12 protein-coding genes and 1 other RNA gene are annotated in these 16568 nt (G+C 66.9%); 1 reads left to right on the top strand and 12 read right to left on the bottom strand.

Annotation, left to right across the window (positions count from 1 at the left end; translation table 11 throughout):
• Positions 1-32: 32 nt before the first annotated feature.
• The 11 genes from murG to rnpB form a co-directional block, all read right to left on the bottom strand.
• Positions 33-1139, bottom strand: coding sequence for an undecaprenyldiphospho-muramoylpentapeptide beta-N-acetylglucosaminyltransferase (murG, locus tag K6T56_00165; protein ID MCL6554752.1), 1107 nt, complete (start codon positions 1137-1139; stop codon positions 33-35).
• Complete coding sequence (gene ftsW / locus K6T56_00160; protein MCL6554751.1) at positions 1136-2299, bottom strand: putative lipid II flippase FtsW; 1164 nt, start codon at positions 2297-2299, stop codon at positions 1136-1138. Before ftsW ends, murG begins: the two co-directional genes overlap by 4 nt.
• Positions 2299-3672, bottom strand: coding sequence for a UDP-N-acetylmuramoyl-L-alanine--D-glutamate ligase (gene murD, locus K6T56_00155; GenBank protein ID MCL6554750.1), 1374 nt, complete (start codon positions 3670-3672; stop codon positions 2299-2301). Before murD ends, ftsW begins: the two co-directional genes overlap by 1 nt.
• A 38-nt stretch (positions 3673-3710) precedes the next feature.
• Positions 3711-4802, bottom strand: coding sequence for a phospho-N-acetylmuramoyl-pentapeptide-transferase (gene mraY / locus K6T56_00150; GenBank protein ID MCL6554749.1), 1092 nt, complete (start codon positions 4800-4802; stop codon positions 3711-3713).
• Between the two features lies 1 nt (position 4803).
• Positions 4804-6168, bottom strand: coding sequence for a UDP-N-acetylmuramoyl-tripeptide--D-alanyl-D-alanine ligase (gene murF, locus K6T56_00145; GenBank protein MCL6554748.1), 1365 nt, complete (start codon positions 6166-6168; stop codon positions 4804-4806).
• Positions 6159-7670, bottom strand: coding sequence for a UDP-N-acetylmuramoyl-L-alanyl-D-glutamate--2,6-diaminopimelate ligase (locus tag K6T56_00140; protein ID MCL6554747.1), 1512 nt, complete (start codon positions 7668-7670; stop codon positions 6159-6161). Before K6T56_00140 ends, murF begins: the two co-directional genes overlap by 10 nt.
• Positions 7667-9394, bottom strand: a complete 1728-nt coding sequence (locus K6T56_00135; protein ID MCL6554746.1) for a penicillin-binding protein 2 — start codon at positions 9392-9394, stop codon at positions 7667-7669. Before K6T56_00135 ends, K6T56_00140 begins: the two co-directional genes overlap by 4 nt.
• Positions 9391-9669 (bottom strand): cell division protein FtsL, encoded by a 279-nt coding sequence (gene ftsL, locus K6T56_00130; GenBank protein MCL6554745.1) that lies wholly within the window; start codon positions 9667-9669, stop codon positions 9391-9393. The genes K6T56_00135 and ftsL overlap by 4 nt, the downstream gene beginning before the upstream one ends.
• On the bottom strand, positions 9666-10685 hold the full coding sequence (gene rsmH / locus K6T56_00125) for a 16S rRNA (cytosine(1402)-N(4))-methyltransferase RsmH (GenBank protein MCL6554744.1): 1020 nt from the start codon (positions 10683-10685) through the stop codon (positions 9666-9668). The genes ftsL and rsmH overlap by 4 nt, the downstream gene beginning before the upstream one ends.
• A complete protein-coding gene (mraZ, locus tag K6T56_00120; GenBank protein ID MCL6554743.1) occupies positions 10607-11053 on the bottom strand; it encodes a division/cell wall cluster transcriptional repressor MraZ in 447 nt (148 codons plus the stop codon). Before mraZ ends, rsmH begins: the two co-directional genes overlap by 79 nt.
• 262 nt (positions 11054-11315) lie before the next feature.
• Positions 11316-11694, bottom strand: an RNA gene (rnpB, locus tag K6T56_00115) — RNase P RNA component class A.
• Between the two features lie 91 nt (positions 11695-11785).
• Here rnpB and K6T56_00110 point away from each other — a divergent pair.
• A complete protein-coding gene (locus tag K6T56_00110; GenBank protein ID MCL6554742.1) occupies positions 11786-13717 on the top strand; it encodes a diguanylate cyclase in 1932 nt (643 codons plus the stop codon).
• A 4-nt stretch (positions 13718-13721) separates the two neighbouring features.
• On the opposite strand, the gene ppc is transcribed toward K6T56_00110, so the two are convergent.
• On the bottom strand, positions 13722-16550 hold the full coding sequence (ppc, locus tag K6T56_00105; protein MCL6554741.1) for a phosphoenolpyruvate carboxylase: 2829 nt from the start codon (positions 16548-16550) through the stop codon (positions 13722-13724).
• Positions 16551-16568 lie beyond the last annotated feature (18 nt).

Raw genomic sequence — 16568 nt, 5'->3', positions numbered from 1 at the left:
CCCCCGCCTCATGCTCCTGGGGTGAAGCGCCCTCATGGCGCAAGCTCCCGGCACACCGCCGCCACCCTTTGCGCGGCATCCGCCCGATGCACAGCGCGCGCCTTTTCCGCCATGGCGGCGAGGCGCTCGCGGCTTGCCTTCCGGATGAACTTGGCCAGCCCCTCGACCGTGAGTGCCGACTGGGGCAGGAGCACGGCTGCCCCCGCCTCGGCGAGGAATGCCGCATTCGCCGTCTGATGGTCGTCCACCGCATGGGGGTAGGGCACCAACACGGCTGCCACCCCGGCCGCGGCCAGCTCGGCGATGGTGAGGGCGCCGGCGCGGCAGATGACGAGATCGGCCTCAGCAAGACGCGCCGCCATGTCCTCGATGAAGGGCAGCACTTCCGCCGCCACCCCCAGCCGGGCATAGGTGGCGCGCACGGTCTCCACGTGTTTTTCCCCCGCCTGGTGCACCACCACGGGCCGCGCCGGGGGATCGAGACAGGCCAGCGCCTGGGGAACGGTGTCGTTGAGCGCCTTGGCGCCAAGGCTTCCCCCCACCACGAGGAGCCGCAGGGGACCACTGCGTTCGCTATAGCGCGCTGCGGGGGGAGGCAGATCGGCGATGGCCTGCCGCACCGGATTCCCCGTCCAGGTGGTCTCCACCCGGCCGCAGCCGATAGGCGCGTCGTGCCTGCCCCGGAAGGCCTGGGGGAACCCCACCAGCACGCGATCAGCCAGACAGGCGAGGATGCGGTTAGCCAGTCCGGCGACGGCATTCTGCTCGTGGATGACGAGGGGACGGGCGAAGAGGGCGGCCATGAGCCCGCCGGGGAAGGAGGCATAGCCCCCCATGCCCAGCACCACGTCTGGGCGCTGGCTGAAGAGCACGCGCGCACTCTGGAAAAAGGCAACCAGCAGGAAAAAGGGCAAGAGGAGGCGCGCCATCCCTCCCTTGCCGCGCACGCCACCGATGGCAAGGGGGAAAAGGGGGATGCCCCGCGCCGGCACCACACGCGCCTCGAGGCCCGTGCGGGTGCCGAGCCAGACGATGCGCCAGCCCTCCGCTGCCAGCACCTCCACCACAGCGAGGGCGGGATAGACATGCCCGCCGGTGCCGCCGGCCATCACCAGCAGGGTGCGCGCCGCCTGGCTCATACCGCGTACCCCTTGAGGACCTGCCGCGACTCCCAGTCGATGCGCAGCAGGATGGCCAATGCGGCGCAGTTGGCGGCGATACCCGAACCGCCATAGGAGAGCAGAGGCAGGGTGAGCCCCTTGGTGGGCAGAAGCCCCATGTTCACCCCCATGTTGATGACCACCTGCACCCCGATCCAGATGCCGATGCCGTAGGCCACCAGCGCCGGGAAGGGCCGCTCGAGACGCTCCGCCTGGCGGGCGATGGCGAAGGCGCGCAGGACGATGTAGGCAAAGGCGAGCGCCACCACGAGGACACCAACGAAGCCCAGTTCCTCCGCCACCACCGCCAGCAGGAAGTCGGTGTGGGCCTCAGGCAGGTAGAGGAGCTTTTCCACGCTGGCGCCCAGCCCCACACCGAACCATTCGCCGCGACCAAAGGCGATAAGGGCGTGGGAGAGCTGATAGCCCTTGCCATAGGGATCGGCCCAGGGGTCCATGAAGCCGATGATGCGCTGCATGCGGTAGGGCGAGCTCCAGATGACGATGACGAAGCCCACCAGCAGCATGAGCATGAGGGCGCCGAACTGGCGGCCATTCACCCCGCCAAGAAAGAGGATGCCCATGGCGATGGTGAGGATCACGGCGAAGGCGCCGAAATCGGGTTCCCGCAGCAGAAGGCCACCGATGAAGAGCATCACCACCAGCATGGGCAGAAAACCCTTGGTGAAACTTTCGATGTGCCCGGCTTTGCGCACGGTGTAGTCCGCCGCGTAGAGCACGACGAACAGTTTCATCAGCTCGGAGGGCTGCAGGTTGAAGAAAACGAGGGAAATCCAGCGGCGCGAGCCGTTCACCTCGCGGCCGATGCCGGGCACCAGCACCAGCACCAGGAGGCAGATACCGGCAACAAACAGCCAGGGGGCGAGTTTCTGCAAAGCCCGTGTGGGAAACTGGAAGGCGATGAAACCCAAAACCAGCCCCACCAGGACATACAGCACGTGGCGCAGCAGGAAATAGGTCTCCCGGTGCCCCGTGTAGGCGGCGGCATCGGCGATGGCAATGGAGGCGGAATAGACCATGACCACGCCAAAGGCAAGCAGCAGCAGACTCACCCACAGCAGCCCCTGGTCGTACTCGGGTTTGGCATGCTGGGCCTTGAAGGGGGTGGAATAGAGCATCACCGCCTCCCCTCCGCCAAGGCACGCACGGCGGCGACGAAGACTTCCGCGCGGTGCTCATAGTTGCGGAACATGTCGAAGCTGGCGCAGGCGGGCGAAAGCAACACCGCATCCCCCGGGCGCGCGGCCGCGGCGGCCCGCCGCACTGCCTCTTCCATGTCCCGGGCGTAAAGGAGGGGCACCCCGGTGTCCGCGAGCGCAGACGCGAGCCGCCCTGCATCGCGGCCGATCAACACCACTGCGCGCGCATGGCGCGCCACGGGTTCCGCCAGCGGCGAGAAATCCTGACCCTTGCCATCGCCGCCGGCGATGAGCACCACCTTGCGTCCCATGCCGCTCAAGGCCGCCTCGGTGGCGCCCACGTTGGTGCCCTTGGAATCGTCGTAGAAGAGCACGCCGTCGATTTCCGCCACCCGCTGCACGCGATGGGGCAGCCCCTCGAATTCCCGCAGCGCATCGAGGAGGGGCGGCAGAGGGCAACCGATGGCCCGGCACAGGGCCAGGGCGGCAAGCGCATTGAGCGCGTTGTGCAAGCCCGCCAGGGGGAGCTCGTCCACTGCGAGCAGCCGCTTTCCGCCCTGGGCGAGCCAGAGGCGGTTTTGCGCCTGCAAAAGCCCCCAGTCGGTGGCATGGGGGCCGCGGCCGAAGGTCACCACCCGCCGCCCGGGCAGGGCCATGGCAAGGCTTTGTGCATCGTCGCGGTTCAAAACCTGCACGCCGCGTCCCTGGAAGATGCGCGCCTTGGCCGCCGCATACTCCGCCATGCTCCGGTAGCGGTCGAGGTGATCCTGGCTCACGTTGAGCACGGTCGCAGCGTCGGCGTCGAGACTCGCGGTGGTCTCCAACTGGAAGCTGGACAGTTCCAGCACGAACACGTCCGGGGCGGCCGCGCCCGTTTCGATGGCGCCGAGGGCTTCCAGCACCGGCAGGCCGATGTTGCCCGCCACCACGGTGGCCAGTCCCGCCTTGCGGCACATCGCCCCCACCATGGCGGTGACGGTGGTCTTGCCATTGGAGCCGGTGATGGCGATCAGGCGGGCGGCGGGGCTTACCTGGCGCCTTGCCTTTGCGAAGAGTTCCACATCGCCCACCACCGGCAGGCCGGCGGCCACGGCGCGCGCCACATGGGGCTCGGCGAGGGGCACGCCGGGGCTGATGGCCAGCAGATCCACACCGGCAAAGAGCGCATCGGTGAAGGGCCCGAGCACCACTTCCGCGGCGGGCCATTCCTGCGCGAGCGCTCCCGCATAGGGGGCATCCGGCCGGCTGTCGGCAAGACGCAGCCGGGCGCCATGGCGCGCCAGCCAGCGCGCGGTGGCGCGGCCGGTCTCGCCCAGTCCCAGCACCAGGACTTTCTTGCCCGATACATTCATCGCCTAACTTTCAACCCCTCAAAAGCCGCTTTCCCTGACTAGCGCAGTTTCAGCGTGGACAACCCGATCAAGACCAGGATCATGGTGATGATCCAGAAGCGCACCACCACCTGGGTTTCCTTCCAACCCTTGAGTTCGTAGTGGTGGTGCAGCGGCGCCATGCGGAACACCCGCCTGCCGGTAAGCTTGTAGGAGGCCACCTGCAGCATCACCGACAGGGTTTCCACCACGAACACGCCGCCCATGATGAAGAGCACGATTTCCTGGCGCACGATCACCGCCACCATACCCAGAGCAGCGCCGAGGGCGAGGGCACCCACATCCCCCATGAACACTTCCGCCGGGTAAGCGTTGAACCAGAGGAAGGCAAGGCCCGCCCCCGCCAAAGCGGCGCAGAACACGGCGAGCTCGCCGGCCCCCGGGATATGGGGCAGGCCAAGGTATCTGGCGAAGACCGCATGGCCCGCCACGTAGGCAAAGATGGCCAGGGCGCTCGCCACCATCACCGTGGGCATGATGGCCAGACCATCCAGACCATCGGTGAGATTCACCGCGTTGCTGGTGCCGACGATGACGAAATAGGCGAGCACGATGAAGCCGGTGATCCCCAGGGGGATGGCCACGTTCTTGAAGAAGGGCACGATGAGTTCCGTCTGTGCCGGCAGCGTCGCGGTGAAGGCGAGATAGGCTGCGGCGATGAGGGCAATCACCGACTGCCAGAAAAACTTGGCCCTTGCCGACAGTCCCTTTGGATTGCGGTGCACCACCTTGCGATAGTCGTCCACCCAGCCGACCGCACCGAAGCCGGCGGTGACCAGCAACACGACCCAGACATGGGCATTGCTCAAGTCCGCCCACAGCAGGGTGGAGACGAGGATAGCCACCAGGATCAGCGCCCCGCCCATGGTGGGCGTGCCCGCCTTGGCGAGGTGGCTTTGCGGCCCGTCGTCGCGCACCGCCTGCCCGATTTTGTAGGCGGTGAGCTTGCGGATCATCAGGGGCCCGATGAGGAAGGAGATGACAAGCGCCGTCAGGGTGGCCAGCACCGCCCGCAACGTGATGTAGCTGAACACGTTGAAGGCGCGGATCTGCCACTCACTGGCCAGCCACTGGGTAAGGAGAAGGAGCATGCTATTCGGCCACCTCGAAGCTTTTCACCACCCGCTCCATCTCCATGAAGCGGGAACCCTTGACCAACACCGTCACATCGGGCCCGAGCAGGTTTTCCAGGTCCGCCAGCAGTTCCTCGATGCGCTCGAAATGCCGGGCATGGCGGCCAAACTGCGCCGCCATGTTGCGGGCGTTCTCACCCAGGCAGAAGAGGACATCGATCCCCTTGTCGCGCGCGTATGCCCCCACCTCGCCGTGCAGACGCCAGGCCTCGTCCCCCAATTCCCCCATATCGCCGAGAACCAGGATGCGTTTGCCTGGCAACGCCGCCAGCACGTCGATGGCCGCGCGCATGGAATCGGGATTGGCGTTATAGGTGTCATCGATCAGCGTCGCGCCCAGGATCGCGCGCTTGCGCTTCAGGCGCCCCGCCACCGGCGTAAAGCGGGCAAGCCCCGCCGCGATGGTCTCCGGCGGAATGCCAAGCGCGGTTGCCACCGCCGCCGCCGCCAGCGCGTTGCGCACGTTGTGCACCCCCATTGCGGCAAGCCGCGTGGTCACCTGGCCTGCGGGCAGGGTCAGTGCAAGCAGCGTACCTTCCGCCGTCACCTCGAAGCGGCCGCTGACCGCCGCCGGCCGTTCCAATCCGAACTCGATGCGTGGCCGCTCACCGGCCGCCGTGCGCCACAGGGGGGCGAAGGCATCGTCGGCATTGATGACGGCAATCCCCGTCCCGGTCAGGCCACCGTAGATTTCCCCCTTGGCGCGCGCCACACCCTCGATGCTGCCCACCCCGGCCAGATGCGCGGCCTGGGCGTTGTTCGCCAGCGCCACCGTGGGCGCCGCCAGCCGGCTCAGATAGTCGATTTCGCCGAAATGGTTCATGCCCATTTCCAGCACCGCATAGCGATGCGCCGCCGTCAGGCGCAACAGCATCAGGGGCACGCCGATGTCGTTGTTGAGATTGCCCTCGGTGGCGAGCACCGCTTCATCGGCCCCGCAATGGGTGCGCAAAATGGCGGCGATCATTTCCTTCACCGTCGTCTTGCCGTTGCTGCCGGTCACCGCCACCAGGGGCAGCTCGAAACGGCGGCGCCACCAGGCGGCCAGCCGTCCCAGAGCCAGGCGGGTGTCCGACACGCGCAGCAGAGGCAGCACTGCCCGGCTTTGCGGGAAATGCGCGTCCACCATGGCCGCCACCGCACCGGCCTGGCGCGCCGCCTCGAGGAAGGCATGGCCATCGAAACGCGGCCCCCGCAGCGCCACGAACAGGGCACCCGGCTTGAGGGTGCGGCTGTCGGTGCTCACCGAGGTGAAGGTCACGTCTTCGCCACCGCGCTCCGCATCGAGGGCTGCCGCGGCTTCCGCAAGACTCATCATTTCCAGTTCTCCAACGCACGCATGGCCACTTCCACATCGGAAAAGGGCAGCCGGGTGCCGCGGATTTCCTGATAGGTTTCGTGGCCCTTGCCGGCGATCAGCACCACGTCCTGCGGCCTTGCCTCGCGGATGGCGTAGTCGATGGCGGCGGCGCGGTCCTCGATGACGTGATAATTGGCGCCCATGCCGGCGACGATGGCCTCGATGATGGCGGCGGGGTCTTCGTTGCGGGGGTTGTCGCTGGTCACCACCACACTGTCGGCAAGGCGGGAGGCCACCTCCCCCATCATGGGACGCTTGCCGCGGTCGCGGTTGCCGCCACAACCGAAAACGACGATGAGCCGCGCACCCGCCGCAGCGGCGCGGGATTCGGCCAAAAGCTCCCGCAGCGTGGTGAGGACTTTTTCCAGCGCATCCGGCGTGTGGGCATAGTCCACCACCACCAGGGGTTTGCCCGGCAGGCGAAGGGTTTGCATGCGCCCCGGCACCGGCTTAAGGCGACAGACGCCGGCGATGATGCGGTCGAAGGGCAATCCCCCGGCGCCCAGGGCGGCCACCACCGCCAGCAGGTTGGCTGCGTTGAAGCGCCCGAGGATGCCGCTTTCCACGCGGCCCTCGCCCCAGGGCGTGGTGACCTCGAAGGCAAGCCCCGCCGGCGACACCTCCAGGTGATGACCCCGCACCTCGCCGCCTTCGAAGCCATAGTCCACCACCGGCGTGCCCCGGCGGCGACAGTCGGCGGCAAGTTCCCGCCCCCAGGCATCGTCGTAATTGACCACCGCCGTGGAAAGTTCCGGCCAGTGGAAGAGTTGACCCTTCGCCGCCGCATAGCGTTCCATGGTGCCGTGGTAATCCAGGTGATCGCGGGAGAGGTTGGTGAGGACAGCCAGGTCAAAGGCCACGCCATTCACCCGCCCCTGGTCGAGGGCGTGGGAGGACACCTCCATGGCGACGCCCTGAACGCCTGCATCGTGGAACTGCCGCAAAAGTTTCTGCAGCGTCACCGGGTCCGGCGTGGTGTGGGTGGCCGGGCTCAATGCCCCCGGCAGGCCATTGCCCAGGGTGCCGATGATGGCCGTGGGCCGGCCGCAGAAGGTCGCGGCCTGGGCGATCCAGTGGCAGCAGGAGGTCTTGCCATTGGTGCCGGTGATGCCCACCGTCCACAGGGCGCGGGAAGGATGTCCGTAGACCTCCGCGGCGATGAAGCCCACCTTCTGCCGCAGGCCCGCCACGGGCAGATGGGGCACGCGCCAGGCCGGATCCCAGGTGAACCCCTCCGGCTCCCACAACACCGCCGCGGCGCCGTTGGCGATGGCCTGGGGAATGAATTGCCGGCCATCGGCGGTCTCCCCGGGATAGGCGAGGAAGACATCCCCGGGCTGAACCTGCCGGCTGTCGATGGCCACAGCGTGCACGGGAATGCCCAGGGCATCCAGCACCTTGAAATCGAAGGCGAGCTGGCCGCCACCGCCCCGCCCCGTCTCCGCCATGCGCGCCACCGCCCTCATGTGCTCTCCTGAATTTCCGGGAAGTCGGGGAAGACGTTGGCCCCCGGATTGTCCGGGGGTACCGACAGCATGCGCAGCGCTCCGGCCATGATGCGGGAGAAGACGGGGGCGGCCACCTGCCCGCCGTAATACTGGCCGTTGCCGGGCTCGTCGATCATCACGGCGACGATGAGGCGGGGATCGGAAGCCGGCGCCATGCCGACGAAGCTCGCCACGTAGCGGTCCTCCGCATAGGTGCCATTGGCATTGAGTTTGTGGGCGGTGCCGGTCTTGCCCGCCACCCGATAGCCCACCACCTGCGCCCGCGGCGCCGTGCCCCCCGCCTGCACCACCAGCTCCAGCATGGCGCGCACCGCCCGCGCGGTGGCGGCGGAGAACACCCGGTGGCTGGGTGCGGGATGATCGAGGCGCAACAGGGAAAGCTCCCGCAGTTCCCCATCGTTGGCGAACACGGTGTAGGCCCGCGCAAGCTGCAGGAGGCTCACCGAAATGCCATGCCCGTAGGACATGGTGGCCTGCTCGATGGGCCGCCAGAGCTTCGCCGGCCGCAGCCTGCCCGCCGCCTCCCCGGGAAAGCCCATGCCGGGCGGCCGGCCAAAGCCCAGTTTCTGAAAACGGTCGTACATGTATTCGGCGGGCAGCATGAGGGCCATCTTCGCCGCGCCCACGTTGGAGGATTTCTGGATCACCTGGGCCACGGTGATCGCCCCCGCCGAATGCACGTCGCGGATGGTGGCCGGGCCGATGGTCAGGATGCCCGGTGCGGTCTGGATGACGGTATCCGGACGCACCCGATCCGCCTCCAGCGCCATGGCGGCGGTGAAGGGCTTGAGGGTGGAGCCCGGCTCGAAGACATCGGTCACCGCCCGGTTGCGCATGTAGGCGGGCGGCACGTCCTTGCTCCGCCGGTTGGGGTTGTAGCTGGGCTGGTTGACGAGCGCCAGCACCTCGCCCGTGCGCGCATCCAGCACCACCACCGCACCCGCCCGGGCGCGATGCTGCACCACCGCGGCCACCAGTTCCCGATAGGCGAGGTACTGGATGTTGCGGTCGATGGAAAGGGTCACCGGCTGGCCATCCTGGGGCGCGCGGATGCTTTCCACGCCTTCGATGATGTTCCCCAGGCGATCCTTGAGCACGCGGCGGCTGCCGTTGATGCCGGAAAGACGCGCATCGAAGGCAAGCTCCACTCCCTCCTGGCCGCGGTCATCCACATCGGTGAAGCCGATGAGATGCGCCGTCTGGTCGCCGTAGGGGTAAAAGCGCCGGTACTCCCGCTGCAGGAAGATGCCGGGAATGTTGAGGCTCAGCACCCGTTCCGCCACATCCGGCGGCAACTGGCGTTTGAGATAGACGAAGTCGCGTTTGTCATCGGCAAGGCGGCGCTTCAGATCGGCGGCGGGCATATTGAGGAGTTGCGCAAGCCGCGCCAACTGCTGGGGCGTGATTTCCACATCGCGGGGGCTTGCCGCCACCGATTCCACCGGGGTGCTGATGGCAAGCGGTTCCCCGTTGCGGTCGAGGATGTTGCCGCGGTTGGCCTTCAGGGTGATGACGCGGCTGTAGCGGGCCTCGCCTTTCTGCCGCAGAAAATCCTTGTTCACCCCCTGCAGGTAGAAGGCGCGTCCGGCCAGCACGACGAAGGTGGCAAGCAGGACGACGAGGAGGAGCCGCGCCCGCCACACGGGCAGCTTCACCGGCAGGGCGGCAGCCGGCGCCATCATGGGTTCGTCCCATCCGCGGGCAGAAGCACGTGGATGCGCGAAGGCTCGGGCACCTTCATCTGCAACCGCTCACTGGCGATTTTCTCGATGCGCGCATGCATCGACCAGGTGCTCTGTTCCAGTTGCAACTGACCGTATTCTGTGTTCATGTTCTTGGCCTGCTCCTCGGCGTGCTGCAGCTCGGCGTAGAGTTGCCGGGCCTTGTGCTGGGAGGTGACCACGCCGAGCGCACAGGCGACGACGATGCCAAGGAGCACCAGGTTGAGGCGGATCATGCGGCAAGCCTCCAGGGTGTACGTTCCGCAACCCGCATCACGGCGCTGCGCGCGCGGGGGTTGGCCTGGATTTCCGCGGGAGCAGGACGCACCGGTTTGCCCACCAGGACGAGCCGCGGTTTGGGCAGTTCCTCGGCGCGCAGGGGAAGCCGCGGCGGCAGCGTGTCGGGACGCGCTTCAGTGCGCAGGAAGCGCTTGACGATACGGTCTTCCAGGGAGTGAAAGCTGATCACCACCAGACGGCCACCCGGACGGAGCACGTCCACACACTGGGGCAACACTAGCGAGAGCTCCTCGAGCTCCCGATTGATGTAAATCCGTATAGCCTGAAAGGTGCGCGTCGCCGGATCCTGGCCTGGCTCACGCGTGGGCACGGCTTGAGCCACGATCTGGGCAAGCTGTCGGGTGTCAACAATCGGCCCTCGCGCGCGCGCCGCAACAATCGCTCTTGCAACCTGTTTAGCAAACCGCTCTTCACCATAATCGGCCAACACCTCTGTCAATTCGCGTTCATCGACTTCGGCCAGCCAATCTGCGGCTGTCCTCCCCCGGGTGGGGTCCATGCGCATGTCCAAGGGACCCGCCATGCGAAAGCTGAAACCGCGTCCCGCCTCGTCAAGCTGCGGCGAGGAAAGCCCCAGGTCCAGTAACACCCCGTCCACCTTTTCCACCCGCTCCTCACGCAGGCACGCTTTGAGTTGCGAAAAGGGCGCGTGGATGGCCACCAGGCGGGGATCCGCAAGGCTTCGCGCTGCGGCAATGGCTTCCGGATCGCGGTCGAAGACGATCAGGCGTCCCTGCGGACCCAGCCGGCGCAGGATTTCCCGGCTGTGACCGCCGCGGCCAAAGGTGGCATCCACGTACACGCCGTCCTCTCTCACCCGCAACGCCTCCACCGCCTCCGCAAGGAGCACCGGCAGGTGCTCGCCCGGTTTCCTCACAGGGCAAGATTCCCCAGCTCCGGCGGCAACACGCGGTCGCCCTGGGCGAGGGCCTCCTCCAACTGGGCGCGCCATGACGCCTCGCTCCATACTTCGAAATGGCTGCCCTGCCCCACCAGCATCACCTGTTTTTCCAGTCCGGCGAATTCCCGCAGCACCGGCGAGATGAGCACCCGGCCGGCGCCATCCATTTCCACGTCCTCGGCAAAACCCACGAGCAGGCGCTGCAGGAGGCTCGCCTGCTTATCCAGGCTGGGCAGGGCCATGATCTTCTCTTGGATGGGTTCCCACTCGGGCTGGGGATAGAGAAGGAGACAACGATGGGGATGAGCGGTGAGCACGAGCCGGCCCCCGCCCTGCACTTGAAGGGCTTCCCGGTGCCGGGCGGGGACGGCGAGCCGCCCCTTGGCATCCAGGCTCAGCGCCGTCGCGCCGCGAAACATCGACCCCCCTTTGGCGCCATCTCCCACTATCCCCCACTTTTCTCCACTTCGGCCCACTATAGGGGAAAAAAACAGGGGGGTCAAGCCGAAATCCGGCGGCCAACGGACGAATTTGCCCGGCGTGACAAAGACTTACGCGGTCTGACCGGTGATTACGGAAATGCAAGAAAAATAAATGGCTAGGACAATATGCTGAGACGGCTTGTTCGGTTTAAGCCGCAAGGCATTGATACCTATGGAAACCGCTTGGGCAGAGGAAAGGGGGGGAAGCGGGCCGATAAGCCGGGTTCTGTCGAGGACAGTCATCTATCTGGGCGCGACGTTGCCGCCGCGCTCGAGCGACCTACCCGGGAACGACGCGAGCCACGTCATGGTTCCCCTATTTGGTCTTGCTCCGGGTGGGGTTTGGCGTGCCGTCCGTGTTACCACGTCCGCGGTGGGCTCTTACCCGGCGGGTTCACCGCCCCCTCCTTGCGGAGGGCACCTTTTCACCATCGCCGGCCCGCAAAGGGGCTTGGGCAGTCTGTTTTCTGTGCCACTTTCCATCGCCTCACGGCGTCCGGCCGTTAGCCGGCACCCTGCTCTGTGGAGCCCGGACTTTCCTCCGGCGCCTTGGCGCCGGCGACTGTCTGGCCTGCTTCCGGTGCTTAGTATAACAACCCGCCCCCAGGTTCCCCGTCTCAAGAAAAGCGCAGGGCATACGCTATTGTCTGCTGACGATTTGGAGACCCCATGCCTCATCCGCGCCCCGCTTTCCGCGTCACTGCGGCCCTGCTCGCCCTGGCCTTCACGGAATTCCTGGTTCTGGCTTTGCTACACCGGCTACTGCCGGCACAAGGCGCGCCCCTGTGGCTTGACCTCGTCGCCGCAATGGCCCTGCTACCGGCGGGGCTGCCGCTCCTCCGCTGGCTCGTGCTACGTCCCTTGGAGGCCGAGGGAAGGCGGGCGGAGGCGCGAAGCAGGGCCGATCTCGAGGCCCTGCTCGATGCCATCAACGAGTCGGCGCTCCTCATCAGCCCCGAGGGCCAGGTGCTGGCCATCAACGGGACCGGCGCACAGCGCCTCAAGCAGACGCCCCAGGCCATGGTGGGCCGGCCCCTGTGGGATTTTTTGCCCCCGGAGGTGGCGGAAAGCCGCAAGCTCAAGCTGGCGGAAGTCACCCGCTCCGGACAGCCGCTGCAGTTTGAGGACACGCTCGATGGCCGCGACTACCTCATCCGCATGCAACCCATCGTGGACGGTGGCGGTGTGCGTCTTGTGGCCGTCTATGCCCGGGACATCACGGAAGCCCACCGCCGGCTTGCCATGGAATGCCTGCTGCGGGAAATGGACGAGCAGCTCCTGGCAGGGCGCTACCCGGAAGCCCTGCTCGAGTTTTTCTGCGAGGCGGTGGCCCGAACCTTGCGGCTTGCCCTCGTCGCGGTCGTGCGCCGGGAGCAGGAGGGCACACTATGCCTGATGGCCGCTAATGGGCCCGCCGCCCGCTTACGCGAGGCCCTGGGCCAAAGGCCGGGGGAGGAAAGTCCCGCCGCCCGCGCCGTGGAGCTTGGCGAGGCACAGCTTTTATACCTCGACGATGCCGCGCCCGCCCCTTGGTGCGAGGCGGCGCGGCAGGAGGGGGTGGCCGCCGTCTACAGCCTGCCCATCGTGGTACGGGGCAGAATCTGGGGGGCCTTGTCCGCCTATGGGAGGGCGCGCGAAGCCTTCGCCGATGCGGAGCTTTTGCACCTGCTGCAGAGGGGGGTGACCCATCTGGCCGCGGCGCTCGCGGCCGCCTTCGAGCAGGCGCAATTGCGTCTTTTGCAGACGGCGCTTGCCACGGCGGCCAATGCCATTTTCATCACCGACCGGGAGGGCCGCATTGAGTGGGCGAACGAGGCCTTCAGCCGTTTGAGCGGCTATGCGCCGGAAGAAATCCTGGGCCACACACCGCGCCTCTTCAAGTCCGGTGTCCACGACGCGGCTTATTACCAGAATCTCTGGTCCACCATCCTCGCCGGCCAGACCTTCGTCAGCCAAACCACTGACCGGCGCAAGGACGGCAGTCTCTACACCGTGCATCAGATCATCACCCCGGTGCGGGATGCCCGGGGCGAAATCCAGCATTTCATCGCCACCCACGAGGACATCACCGATGCCCTCGCCGCCCAGGCCCGCATCGAGCGCCTGGCCTACTTCGACACCGTCACCGGACTGCCCAACCGCAGCCTCTTCTTCGACCGCCTGGAGCAGGCGCTCGCGCTTGCCCGTCGCAATGGCAGCAGAGTGGCGCTCCTCTTCCTCGACCTGGACCGTTTCAAACCGGTGAACGACATCCACGGCCACGAAGTGGGCGATGCCCTGCTCAGGGTGGTGGCGGAGCGGCTTCTTTCCTGTGTGCGGGAAGCCGACACCGTGGCCCGCTTCGCCGGCGACGAATTCACGGTGATCCTCCCCGGCATCGGCCACCGTAACGATGCCGTGCGGGTGGCCGAGAAAATCCTGGAGGCAATCGGCGCGCCCTTCCAGGTGGCAGGCCATGTGCTCCACATCGGCGTCAGTATCGGCATCGCCCTTTTCCCGGACGACGCCACCGAGGCCCAGTCGCTGATCGCCCGTGCCGATACCGCCATGTATCGGGCCAAGAGCGCCGGCCGCCACACCTGGCGCAATCCCTCCCAGTGAGGGCTCAGCCGGTGTTGCGCATGCCGGCGGCGATGGCGTTGATGGAGCGCAGCAGGGGCTCGAGCCAGGGACTGTCCTCGCGGCCGTCAGCGCGGAATTTGCGCAACACCACGGTCTGCAGATAGTTGAGGGGGTCGAGGTAGAAACGCCGGTGATCCCAGGAGAGGGCGAGGACGGGGTTATCCGCGAGCAGGGTGTCCGCCTGCGCCACACGGAGAATCTCCCGCACCGAGCGGGCATATTCCGCGGCGATGATGCCATACACCCCTTCCCCGTAAGCCGGGTCGCTGCACAGGCGCGCGTATTCATGGGCGATGCGGAAATCGGCCTTGGCCAGCGCCATCTGGGCGTTGGAAAGCAGGGTGCGGAAGAAGGGCCAGTCCCGGTACATCTGCTTGAGCAGGGCAAGGCGCGCCGCATCCCCACCACACCAGGCTTCGAGGGCGGCGCCGATGCCATACCAGGCCGGCAGCGCATGACGTGACTGCGCCCAGGCGAACACCCAGGAGATGGCCCTCACCGAACCGCGGGAACGGTCGCCCTGGCGGCGGTGGGAAGGGCGGGAACCGATGTTGAGCAGGCCGATTTCCTGCACCGGTGTGGCCTCGTAGAAGTAATCCATAAAGTGCGGCGTCTGCTCCGTGAGCGCCCGGTAGGCGATCTCCCCGGCGCGGGCGATGTCGTCCATCACCCGGGCATAGTCCTCGCGATCCTCCCTCACCTCGCCCACGAGATGGGTGCTCGCCTTGAGCACGCCGGTGAGCGCCAGCGTGAGCTCATAGACCGCCGTTTCCATGTTGTTGTACTTGTAGAACAACACCTCGCCCTGTTCGGTGAGCTTGAGTTCACCGCGCACCGTGCCCGGCGGCTGGGCGAGGATGGCCTCGTGGGTGGGGCCGCCGCCGCGCCCCAGGGTGCCGCCGCGGCCGTGGAAGAGGCGACAGGGAATGCCATAGCGGTCGGAGAGGGCGAGAATCTTCTTCTGCGCCTGATAGAGGGACCAGGCCGAGGCGAGGATGCCGCCATCCTTGCAGGAATCGGAATAGCCCAGCATCACCTCCTGCCCTTCACCAAACGCCTCCAGGAGCTGCCGGTAGGCGGGCAGGGCGTAGAGCTGTTCCAGCACCTGCCCCACCCGCGCGAGATCGTCGATGGTCTCGAAGAGGGGGCTTGCCCCCAGATGGCAGAACCAGTTGCCCGCCACCCGTCCCGCCAGCCCGGCGAGGGCAGCGAGGAACATCACCTCCATGACGTGGCTGGCGTGGTGGGTCATGGAAATCACATAACGGCCGAAACAGGCCGGCCCCAGCGTGCGCCGGTGATGGGCGATGACGCGGAAGACCCGCAGCGCTTCCTGGGTCTCGCCGCTCAGCTTCTCCACGTCGAACTCCAGTACCTCCGGCCGGCCCACCAGGTCGGCGAGAAGTTCAAGCCTCGCCCCTTCTTCCAGCGCCAGGTAATCGACGTCGAGGGCCGCCTTGAGGATTTCCGCCACCGCCCGGGTGTGCACCGCCGACTCCTGCCGCACGTCCAGTTGCAGCAGGTGAAAGCCAAAGGTTTCCACGAGGCGGATGAGATCGGTGAGCTCCGCCGCCGCCACCGCTTCGTCACCGTGCTGGATGAGGGAATCCCGGATGAGGTAGAGATCGCGCAAAAGCCCGTCGGCGCTGGCATAACCCGGCTCCTCGCCCTCCACCGCCTCGCCGTCGATGGCGGCCTGCACCAGGGCCAGATTGCGCCGCACCCGGTAGCGCATGATTTCCAGCTTGCGCCGGTAGGGCTCCTGCTGGTAGCGGTTGGGCTGGGCGGCAAAGCGCAGCGCCGCATAGTGGGCATCCTCCTTCAGGCTTTCGAGGAAGGCCGCCGAGGGCTGGCACAGGCGCAGGGAGTAGGAAAGCTGCTCGGAGAGGGCGGCAAGCCGCGCCGAATACTCCTCCAGCGCAGTGCGCGCCTGCATGAGCCAGGCCAGATGGGTCACCTCCGCGGTGACACCGGGATGCCCGTCCCGGTCGCCGCCGATCCAGGAACCGAAGCGCAAAAGCCGCCGCGTATCCAGCCGGGCGGCGGCCGCCTCGCCATAGACATCCCCCATGGCGCGGCGCAGGTTGCGGTGCACCTGCACCGTCGCCTCGAAAAGCGACAGGGGAAAATACGACAGGCCGGCGCGGATTTCATCCCGCACGTCGAGCCGCGTGGCACGCACCTCGTCCGTCTTCCACAGGATCTGGATCTGGTTGGTCAAGCGCTGGATGAGCTCCGCGCGCTGAAAGGGCAGCAGCCGTCCCTCGTTCAGGCTCTCCATGGTGAGGAAGATATTGCGCAGAGCCCCCTTGATGGTGCGCCGCTTGGCTTCCGAAGGATGGGCGGTGATCACCGGCATGAAGCAGAGGCGGCTGACCAGGGTTTCCACCTGCGCTGCGGAAAAGCCCGCCTTTCGCAAGCCCAGCAGGGTGTCGTGGAAGGAACCGGGCCACATGTGAGCGGTGGCGCGGATGGCCTGGCGCCGCTCCTTCAGAGCAATGGATTCCTCCGCGATGTTGAGCAGGCTGAAATACACCCCGGCGGCACGCACGATCTGGGTCAGGGCCTGGGCATCGAAGCCCTCGATCATCTCCATGAGGGCTTGGCTCAAGCGGCTGTTCTCGGCCCCCCGCAAGGCGGCAAAGCCCGTGCGCAGCGCACCCAGCGCCCCATAGACGGCGGGGGGCAGTTGCCGCTTGAGGATCTTGGACAACAGCAGCGAAAGCTGCCGTTCGCGGCGCTTGAGTTCCTGGCGACGGCTGGCGGCATCCATGGGGGCGCGGACAAAAAGCGGAATCCTGCCAAAAATCACGGCTTCCTGCATCCCCCC

The organism is Burkholderiales bacterium (genome assembly GCA_023511995.1).
Classification (GTDB): Bacteria; Pseudomonadota; Gammaproteobacteria; order Burkholderiales; family Thiobacteraceae; genus Thiobacter.
The sequence above is the reverse complement of the archived record's forward strand: the minus strand, read 5'-3'. Positions and strand labels throughout refer to the sequence as shown.

Bases quoted from the DNA above. Each gene is read 5' to 3' on its own strand.
- ftsL (MCL6554745.1), bottom strand. From the start codon at position 9,669: ATGATCCGCCTCAACCTGGTGCTCCTTGGCATCGTCGTCGCCTGTGCG.
- K6T56_00135 (MCL6554746.1), bottom strand. From the start codon at position 9,394: ATGATGGCGCCGGCTGCCGCCCTGCCGGTGAAGCTGCCCGTGTGGCGG.
- rsmH (MCL6554744.1), bottom strand. From the start codon at position 10,685: ATGGCGCGCCCAGTTGGAGGAGGCCCTCGCCCAGGGCGACCGCGTGTT.
- murG (MCL6554752.1), bottom strand. From the start codon at position 1,139: ATGAGCCAGGCGGCGCGCACCCTGCTGGTGATGGCCGGCGGCACCGGC.
- K6T56_00110 (MCL6554742.1), top strand. From the start codon at position 11,786: ATGCCTCATCCGCGCCCCGCTTTCCGCGTCACTGCGGCCCTGCTCGCC.
- ftsW (MCL6554751.1), bottom strand. From the start codon at position 2,299: ATGCTCTATTCCACCCCCTTCAAGGCCCAGCATGCCAAACCCGAGTAC.
- mraZ (MCL6554743.1), bottom strand. From the start codon at position 11,053: ATGTTTCGCGGCGCGACGGCGCTGAGCCTGGATGCCAAGGGGCGGCTC.
- mraY (MCL6554749.1), bottom strand. From the start codon at position 4,802: ATGCTCCTTCTCCTTACCCAGTGGCTGGCCAGTGAGTGGCAGATCCGC.
- K6T56_00140 (MCL6554747.1), bottom strand. From the start codon at position 7,670: ATGAGGGCGGTGGCGCGCATGGCGGAGACGGGGCGGGGCGGTGGCGGC.
- murD (MCL6554750.1), bottom strand. From the start codon at position 3,672: ATGAATGTATCGGGCAAGAAAGTCCTGGTGCTGGGACTGGGCGAGACC.